This is a genomic window from Mesorhizobium sp. M7A.F.Ca.ET.027.03.2.1, assembly GCF_003999175.1.
Taxonomy (GTDB): domain Bacteria; phylum Pseudomonadota; class Alphaproteobacteria; order Rhizobiales; family Rhizobiaceae; genus Mesorhizobium.
In genome coordinates, this window is sequence record NZ_RZOM01000269.1 from 1 (window position 1) to 6,301 (window position 6,301).

At 58.5% G+C, this 6,301-nt stretch carries 7 protein-coding genes and 1 pseudogene; 2 read left to right on the plus strand and 6 right to left on the minus strand.

Annotated features, from left to right (window positions below; all coding sequences use genetic code 11):
* Positions 1–1,276 (plus strand): annotated as a pseudogene (locus tag EN750_RS14005) (carbamoyl phosphate synthase large subunit); the annotation flags it as partial.
* A gap of 157 nt (positions 1,277–1,433) precedes the next feature.
* On the opposite strand, the gene EN750_RS14010 reads toward EN750_RS14005, so the two are convergent.
* From EN750_RS14010 to EN750_RS14025, 4 genes are all read right to left on the minus strand, one after another.
* On the minus strand, positions 1,434–2,927 hold the full coding sequence (locus tag EN750_RS14010) for an anti-phage dCTP deaminase (protein ID WP_127396765.1): 1,494 nt from the start codon (positions 2,925–2,927) through the stop codon (positions 1,434–1,436).
* A gap of 302 nt (positions 2,928–3,229) precedes the next feature.
* Positions 3,230–3,622: a RidA family protein gene (locus EN750_RS14015; RefSeq protein WP_127396766.1), complete on the minus strand. Its 393-nt coding sequence runs from the start codon at positions 3,620–3,622 to the stop codon at positions 3,230–3,232.
* A gap of 226 nt (positions 3,623–3,848) precedes the next feature.
* On the minus strand, positions 3,849–4,304 hold the full coding sequence (locus EN750_RS14020; RefSeq protein WP_127396767.1) for a DUF6644 family protein: 456 nt from the start codon (positions 4,302–4,304) through the stop codon (positions 3,849–3,851).
* On the minus strand, positions 4,305–4,694 hold the full coding sequence (locus EN750_RS14025; RefSeq protein WP_127396768.1) for a DUF6152 family protein: 390 nt from the start codon (positions 4,692–4,694) through the stop codon (positions 4,305–4,307).
* Positions 4,695–4,913: 219 nt separating this feature from the next.
* Between EN750_RS14025 and EN750_RS14030 the strand changes: the two genes are divergently transcribed.
* Complete coding sequence (locus EN750_RS14030; RefSeq protein WP_127396769.1) at positions 4,914–5,234, plus strand: DUF1476 domain-containing protein; 321 nt, start codon at positions 4,914–4,916, stop codon at positions 5,232–5,234.
* An 89-nt stretch (positions 5,235–5,323) separates the two neighbouring features.
* Here EN750_RS14030 and EN750_RS14035 read toward each other — a convergent pair whose 3' ends face one another.
* Both EN750_RS14035 and EN750_RS14040 read right to left on the minus strand, forming a co-directional pair.
* Positions 5,324–5,878, minus strand: a complete 555-nt coding sequence (locus EN750_RS14035) for a DUF4142 domain-containing protein (protein WP_127321344.1) — start codon at positions 5,876–5,878, stop codon at positions 5,324–5,326.
* Between the two features lie 211 nt (positions 5,879–6,089).
* On the minus strand, positions 6,090–6,301 hold a 212-nt coding region (locus tag EN750_RS14040; protein ID WP_127396770.1), incomplete at its 5' end, for a DUF899 family protein.

Consider the following 6,301-nt stretch of genomic DNA (forward strand, 5'->3'; position numbering starts at 1 on the left):
GACAGACCGCTTCCAGAAGCTCTTGCACAAGCTCGGCCTCAGCCAGCCGAAGAACGGCATCGCCTATTCGGTCGAGCAGGCCCGCCTGGTTGCCGGCGAGCTAGGCTTCCCGCTGGTGGTGCGCCCCTCCTATGTGCTCGGCGGCCGCGCCATGCAGATCATCCATGACGAGGGCATGCTGCAGACCTATCTGCTCGACACCGTGCCCGGCCTGGTGCCGGAAGACATCAAGCAGAAATACCCCAACGACAAGACCGGCCAGATCAACACGCTGCTGGGCAAGAACCCGCTGCTGTTCGACACCTATCTCAGTGGCGCCATCGAGGTCGACGTCGATTGCCTCTGCGACGGCAAGTCGACCTTCGTCTCCGGCATATTGGAGCATATCGAGGAGGCCGGCATCCACTCGGGCGACAGTGCCTGCTCGCTGCCGGTGCACTCGCTGCCTTCCGAGCTGGTCGACGAGCTAGAGCGCCAGACGGCAGCGCTGGCCCGCGCGCTCAACGTCGGCGGCCTGATGAACGTGCAGTATGCGATCAAGGACGGCACGGTCTATGTGCTGGAGGTCAACCCGCGCGCGTCGCGCACCGTGCCCTTCGTCGCCAAGACCATCGGCCGTCCCATTGCGAAAATTGCCGCCCGCATCATGGCCGGCGAGACGCTGGAAGACGCCTTCGCCCATTACGGCGCCATGCCCGACCCCAGGAACCCCGGCCACATCGCGGTCAAGGAAGCCGTCTTCCCCTTCGCCCGCTTCCCCGGCGTCGACATACTGCTCGGACCGGAAATGCGCTCGACCGGCGAGGTCATGGGCCTCGACCGCGATTTTGCACTCGCCTTCGCCAAGAGCCAGCTCGGCGCCGGCGTCGACCTGCCCCGCTCCGGCACGCTGTTCGTCTCGGTGCGCGACGAGGACAAGAAAGGCATATTGCCGGCGGTCAAGCGCCTCGCCGGCCTCGGCTTCAAGGTGCTGGCCACCTCCGGCACGGCCCGCTTCCTCGCCGAAAATGGCGTCGACGCCCAGAAAATCAACAAGGTGCTGGAAGGCCGCCCCCACATCGAAGACGCCATCCGCAACCGCCAGGTGCAGATCGTCTTCAACACGACGGACGGCCAGAAGGCGGTGTCGGATTCCAAGTCACTACGGCGTGCAACGCTGATGCAGAAGGTGCCGTATTATACGACGCTGTCGGGTGCTGCTGCTGTGGCGGAAGCGATTGCGGCGCTGAAGGCGGGGAGCCTGGAAGTCAGGCCGCTGCAGGAGTATTTTGCCTGAGGTGATAGGCTGATCCCTCGTTTAGGGGCGCTGTCCTGCCAGTCTTGTGATTGTACCGGCCGCGCGCCGATCAGTGAACCGCCTCAGTTTTGGACTCTTGCTGATTTTCTAGCTCAATGCCCAGCTCTTGCACCACTTTTTCGAGTGTCGAGAAAATTCAAGATTCCTCGTTCCAAATGTATGATGGACCCTTATCTTCAAGTCGTGGCTTTGCGCTATCCTCATACCATTCCGAGAGCTGCCCGCCACCACCTCGCCGGGACGTTTTCTCAAATATGTCCCTATACCGTCTCGGAGAGATTCCAACGAAGTGCTCAAAAATAACTCTCTTTTCTTGACTGTCGTCCAGTGAGACGGAATCTTCATGCAATGACAACGCCTTACTCTTTGGATAAGGTTCAATAAATACGACTCTTCTAATTCCTGACGCGATGATATGTTTAGCACAGTTGTGACATGGAAACGTCGTGACGAATATTGTCGCGCCGGCGGTCGCTCTACCCAATCGAGCAGCATCGCATAGCGCCGTCATTTCAGCATGGGTCATCCTGCCGAACTCCGTTATGTCCGAAATTGCAGCATCTTTGATTCGCTTTCGGACATTCTCATCAGAGTAGATCGTTGCAGCGGATGATCCATCCCTCAAAACTTGAGCACCTTCCAGCGTGCGAAGAAAGTCAAAAATTATGCGATTCTTCTCGGTGCGGTTGGCATCAATCCCATCATCAAAATCTCGATGAGGATCGTCGTCTTCAGTCCAATAGGTCCCGCCACCAAATTTTGGAACTTCATTACAGCCAAGCGATATTACTTCGCCCCGTATTGAAAATATTGCCGCCCCAATTTGGCGAGAAAGGTCAATAGATCGAAGTGATGCTGAGGCCGCCATATAGGATCCGTACTCATCCTTTGTCGGGCTTATCGAGTTTTTTCCAAAGAATGCGGCTATGAAACGGTCCGTCGTCCGAGAAATGCTATCCTCGTTTCGACCACTTATGAAGGCATCTCCCATATGAAAGACCTCTTCAATGCGCTGACCATGGATATCTGAGCGCTCGCTCATATCCGTCTCAACGAGACTTTCAGCATATTCGGTGCATTGCTTCGGTGTTAAATTCGCGTTGTTAAGTGCAATGTCACGCTCAAGATTTTTCTTTCGATCTTTTTCGCTTAGGTGGACAGATATCTGGATGAATTTTCGCCCATAGACTTTTCTGAGCAGTAGAATTTCCTCGGCTCTTTTTAATTGTCGAAGGATATAAGCCGCGCGCTCGACAGGGCGCTTTTCCGCGTCCGGGGAAGGATCAGTCACTTTCCAATGGGCTTCACGACAATTTCGAATCTCATCGATCGCCAACGCCGCCAGAGCGGCGTCATTTTCACATTTCTTCCGAACTGCGTTTGCATATCGGATTTTCGATTCGTATTTCGCAACCGGGTTCGACCCGTCGTCAATCTCGATACCTTCAACCGCAATTCGAGACATCAGATCGGTCAGTCGAATTGACTGTGGATTGTAACCAACTGAGACGAGCGCCTCGCGCAGTTTTTGTTCTACGATGCGCATGTTCACACCAATTGGCCCAACCAACCCAAAAATGAGTTCGGGCCAATCAGTGGACTCGTTTAGTGCGTTGTCATTCGATGTCATGAGTTCCCCCCGGAACTGGACATTTAACTTGTCCGTTGAAACGAAAAGATTCATTAATAGGAATCACGGAGGAATCAACCGATGGCTCAAAATCTGCGAGGAGAACCTGTGACAAACACAAATGTTAAGCAGCACTCCAGCCAGCTACATAGAAATTTGAGTCAGGTAGCTAAATCCCTAAGCGCACGACCACAAGAACTGCGTGGCCCTTTTGCGGTACGATCGCAATCGGTGTCTTTGAAGGCGTCTTCGGGGAACGATAAGAAATAGAGATATTAGTTGCGCTTTGGCAGAACGGCTGCTCACGCCACAGCCACACACTCAATCTCGATATCAAACTCCATCGGCCAAGACGCCACCGGCACAAAACTCCGCGCCGGCGGGTTGACGCTGAAGTACTTCGCATAGACCCGGTTAATCGCATTGTAGAAGCCGGAATTGACGGCGTAGATGCGCACCATCACCACGTTTTCCAGTGAGGTGCCGGCCGCTTCCAGGCAGTGTTTCAGCGCCTTCAGCGACGCCTCGGTCTGCACCTCGATGTCGCCGCGCACCATCTCGCCGGTCACCATGTCCACCGGCGGCGTCGCCGAGATGAACACGAAGCCGTTGGCCCTGACAGCCGTCGAACAGGGCAGCCCGAGCGCCCGCACCTTGGCCGACATGACAGGCACTTCGATGATTTGTTTCTTCATGGCAAATCTCCCTCTCCTGCATTTGCAGGGAGCTTATCCCTGCACTGGCGGAACGCCAGCGCCGTTCTTCCCTTCTCCCCCTGTGGGAGAAGGTGGATCGGCGCGATAGCGCCGAGACGGATGAGGGGTGGTCCAGCGGAGTGAGACGTTGGCGTTCCCTGGAACACCCCTCATCCGTCGCCTTCGGCGACACCTTCTCCCACAGGGGGAGAAGGAAGATGCGGCGCTAAAGAAAACCGATGAACCGTCCGCCGAACAGCACCGAAGTCCACAGCAGTATCGAGAGCACAGCCAGGATGGCGCTGCCGGCCGGCTCGTCACCGCCTCTGGCGAAGCGCAGGAAGGCGAAAAAATTAACGCCGGCGAGAAGGATGAGTGCCATCTTGGCGAGGAAAATCGGCATCACCGCATAGGTGCTCGCCTTGACCGAAAACAGCAGCGAGCCAGTGACAAGCGCACCCGCGAACGCGCCCAATGCAACGCGGCGCAGCAGCGCGACGAACGCGCCGTATGGCAGCGAACGGAAGGCGCCGCAGATCCTGAGGTCCATGAGGAGGACGCTGGTCAACAGCGCGCCGATCGACATGATGTGGAGCGCATTGACGACGGGATAGGCGATGAAGGAAGCCTTCAACCACCGCGCCAAAGCGAGTTGCTCGATGCCGGCAAGGAACTCCGCCATCTAGGCCGGCGGCACGCGGTCGGGATAGACATCATACGTCTTGCCGCCGACGATGAGGCGCACCGCTTTCATGCGCTTTTCGCTCGCCTCGAGCGAGCGGTTGCCGATCGCGGTCACCTCGTCGCCGATTTTGGCCACCTCCTCCGTGAAGCCGGCGGCGATGGTGCGGGATGGCGGCGCCATCTCCACTCGCCAGGCCTCGCCCTCGGCGTCGACATCCAGCGTGGCGTGCGGATTGCCGATATAGATGGCCGTGATCTTGCCCCTGAGTTCGAAAAACCCGTCCTGCGTCCACGACCAGCCATGATGGGCATAGGCCGCGGTGCCGGCGGCAAGCATCACGGCCGCCGTCAGCGCGACGCTGCGAATTCCATTGAAAGGCGACTGCATCGCTTGTCTCCTCGGTTCGTCCAGCAGCATTCGAGAGTAGGACACGGCGCGGCAACGTCAAATCACATCGGCCAAATGACCGGAACCGCCAGGCGCCCCGCTCGATCGCCGGCGTGAACGATCCGGCCTTGCTAATGACATCCATGCACGCCACTCTCGCCTTCCCTGCCCGCTTTTCCCTTGGGCTGAAGACCGGACTCACATCAAACGAGGCAAACCATGAGCAGCATGAGAGACCGTCAGGAAGGCTTCGAAAAGAAGTTTGCGATGGACGAGGATACGAAGTTCAGGGCCATGGCGCGCCGCAACAAGCTGCTCGGCCTCTGGGCCGCCGAAAAGCTTGGCAAATCTGGTGCGGACGCCGACGCCTATGCGAAGGAAGTGGTGCACGCGGATTTCGAAGAGGCCGGCGACAACGACGTGTTCCGCAAGGTGCGCGCCGATTTCGACGCGGCGGGCATCGCCCAGTCGGATGCCCAGATATGCACCGCCATGGAAGAGCTGCTGGTGACCGCGGTGGAGCAGATCAGGTCGACCTGAGCGCCGCTCATTATTGTGCTTGGTTTGCCACCGTAACGCTCTAAGGCGCCCCCAGGGGGGCGCCGTAGAGCGTCGGCCTTGAACCGCCCTCACCCCTGATGCGCGGCGGCCAGTTCCTTCACATGTTTTTCGTGCATCTGCAGCGTCGGCAGGGTTTTCTTGGCGAATTCCTTCATCGCCGGGTCGTCGCCGGATTGCGCATAGCCGCTGAACAGCGCCACGGCTTCCTTGTGGGCGTTGGTCTGCATCTCGATGTATTTGGCCTGGAACTGATCGCCGCTGGCGCCCTTTAATTCATCGAGCATCTTCTGCTCCTTGGGCTGCAGGGCTGGACCGGACGGTGCGGTGGCCGAGGTTGTCTGGCCCTGGGCAAGCGCCGCCTTGAATTCCTCGCCGGCCTTGGTGTGGTCGGCGATCATCTGTTTGGCGAACGCCTTGACGTCGGCATCGGTCGCCTTCTGCTCGGCGAGCTTGCTGGACTCGATCTCGAACTCATTGGCGCTCGGCACCGTCTTGATGAAGGTCGAAGTGTCGACCTTCGTCGTCGTAGCGAGCGGCGTAGTCGTGGCGGTCGTGTTCGACTGGGCAAAGGCCGGCGCGCCGGCAAGCAATGCTGCTGCGGTCAGAATGGTAAGCGTCTTCATGGCATGTCTCCGGTTGGAATTATCCCTCGGACAATCCAACGTCGCTTGGGCACTCCGGTTGCAGCTCATGAGGAAGAAGCCTGCGCATGTCGCCTCGATCGCCCCACCGTATCCGTGCCGGGCTCGAACGCTCGCCGATGCCCTCGTTCGAGCCAGCCCATGGGACTCATGTTCCGAAAACTGAAACGCGGCGGCTGGCCAGAGCTGCCTTTCAGTGGCAGCAAGCCTCGCCATATTGCAGCTGCTCGTTCCAGTTCGGGCGGCCTTCCGGCGTGAAATCCATCAGGTTCCACAGCGTTTCGCAGGTGCCGAGGCCGCGCGGATCCTGGCCCGGCTCCGTCGGCGCGAAATCCAGTTCCGAACTCCAGAAATGGCGTATGCCGTCGGGGTCGCGATGGAACACCGACAGCAGCGGGATCTGTG

What these genes read in the sequence shown, in the direction of transcription:
- EN750_RS14010 (WP_127396765.1), bottom strand. Translation starts at nt 2,927, where the DNA reads ATGACATCGAATGACAACGCACTAAACGAGTCCACTGATTGGCCCGAA.
- EN750_RS14015 (WP_127396766.1), bottom strand. Translation starts at nt 3,622, where the DNA reads ATGAAGAAACAAATCATCGAAGTGCCTGTCATGTCGGCCAAGGTGCGG.
- EN750_RS14020 (WP_127396767.1), bottom strand. Translation starts at nt 4,304, where the DNA reads ATGGCGGAGTTCCTTGCCGGCATCGAGCAACTCGCTTTGGCGCGGTGG.
- EN750_RS14025 (WP_127396768.1), bottom strand. Translation starts at nt 4,694, where the DNA reads ATGCAGTCGCCTTTCAATGGAATTCGCAGCGTCGCGCTGACGGCGGCC.
- EN750_RS14030 (WP_127396769.1), top strand. Translation starts at nt 4,914, where the DNA reads ATGAGCAGCATGAGAGACCGTCAGGAAGGCTTCGAAAAGAAGTTTGCG.
- EN750_RS14035 (WP_127321344.1), bottom strand. Translation starts at nt 5,878, where the DNA reads ATGAAGACGCTTACCATTCTGACCGCAGCAGCATTGCTTGCCGGCGCG.